This is a genomic window from Vibrio sp. 10N.222.46.A1 (assembly GCF_041473595.1).
GTDB classification, from domain to species: Bacteria; Pseudomonadota; Gammaproteobacteria; order Enterobacterales; family Vibrionaceae; genus Vibrio; species Vibrio tasmaniensis_A.
Genome location: NZ_JBFRSN010001844.1, coordinates 1 through 265, shown reverse-complemented (window position 1 = coordinate 265; position 265 = coordinate 1). Strand labels below are relative to the sequence as shown.

Genomic DNA, 265 nt, shown 5'->3' with positions numbered 1-265 from the left:
GCCTATTTAAAACAGTGTTTTCTAATGTGTAAGAGAATGTAACGTCTTCAATGTCGACTGTCACTTCTTGATCTTCATTAAATGGGTTCACTTTACTGATAGGGCGCTTCTCTTCTTCTAACTGAAGAAGGTCGTTGATGCGCTGAAGTGCTGCTTTTGCGCTATACCAAGAGAATTGAATCCCTAACAACTCTTGTACCGGGCCTAACATAAACCACAAGTAACCAAATACCGCGAAAATCTGACCAATCGTTAAGTCACTGAA

General features: G+C 40.4%; 1 pseudogene. It reads right to left on the bottom strand.

The features are described from left to right. Positions 1–265 (bottom strand): annotated as a pseudogene (locus tag AB4496_RS29580) (ABC transporter ATP-binding protein); the annotation flags it as partial.